This window comes from Paracoccus spongiarum, from assembly GCF_030732095.1.
GTDB classification, from domain to species: Bacteria; Pseudomonadota; Alphaproteobacteria; order Rhodobacterales; family Rhodobacteraceae; genus Paracoccus; species Paracoccus spongiarum.
On record NZ_JAVAMQ010000066.1, the window covers coordinates 1 to 1,051 of the forward strand.

General features: G+C 61.5%; 1 protein-coding gene. It reads left to right on the top strand.

Features of this window, described 5'->3' with window-relative positions:
- Positions 1–927: hypothetical protein (locus Q5Y72_RS19695; protein ID WP_305965082.1), on the top strand; the 927-nt coding region annotated here is incomplete at its 5' end.
- Positions 928–1,051: the final 124 nt, after the last annotated feature.

Below are 1,051 nucleotides of genomic sequence, written 5' to 3' on the forward strand. Positions count from 1 at the left end.
TGCGCATGCACTGCGAGACAGGCTGTCAAGAGGCAAAATCCGGCGACCGGCAGAACCGGTTCTGCCGGTCGCCGGTGTCAGATTCAGCCTTTGTTGGGGCTGGAACATGTCAAGAACAAAGAGTCGGTTGTCCCCAGTGAAATCGTCTGGACAAGTCTCGTTCTGGTGGTGAAGAAGTCGGCCAATCACGCCGGATGCGGTCGAGCGACGCGAGCCTTTGCAAGGCCCGTGATCGGGAAAGCTGTGTCTGCGCGCGAGAGGATTGAGGCAAGGCGCTTTGGGATCGGAAGAAGGGCAGCCCAGCGCCTACGAGCAGGGAGACGAAAGAAGATGGGATTGCCGCAACGCACGTTTTTCACGGTTCAGGAAGTTGCGATCAGATGGGATTGCAGCCTCGACGATCTGGCGGGTTGGGCCATCAACGGAAAGCCCGAGGTCGTCATGGCGATCGAGCCGATCCAGCAGAACGGGACGATTCTGTCAGGGCTGGTCGTGGTGCCCGTGGTCGATATCCTCAGCATGTTCCGGCGCTGGGCCAGCGGGCCGCAACGCCGCGTGATCCGGCGGGTTCGACCAATTGGCCAGAAGGACTGGGTGATGATCGCGGATCCCGAAAATCACATCACCGTCGAACCCTCCGACCTGCTGATCCTCGCGAGTGAGGTTTACGAGTTCGAGATTGCTCACGGTCTCGCCAAGCGCGCGGCAGATCCGGGCGGTGCGCCATCCCGCTATGACTGGGAAGGTCTTTATATCTCGCAGATGGTCCGTCTGCACGAGGATGGCCTGCCTGCAACGCAGGGTGAATGGGTTGCGGAAGTTCAGGACTGGTTCGCAAAGACCTCTCCGGGTCGCGAGATACCTGATGAGAGTACGATCCGAAGGCGACTGACCCCGATCTGGCGGGCGCTGCGGGAAACCCCATAGCGCCCGTTGCGAGAGGCCGACGTTTGGTCAGGCGCTTTTGCGCGCCTGATCATCTTGCGCCCCGGCATCATGCACCAGCACCGGCTTTGGCCGGAAGGCGCTGGCCACGGCATCGACCCCGGCG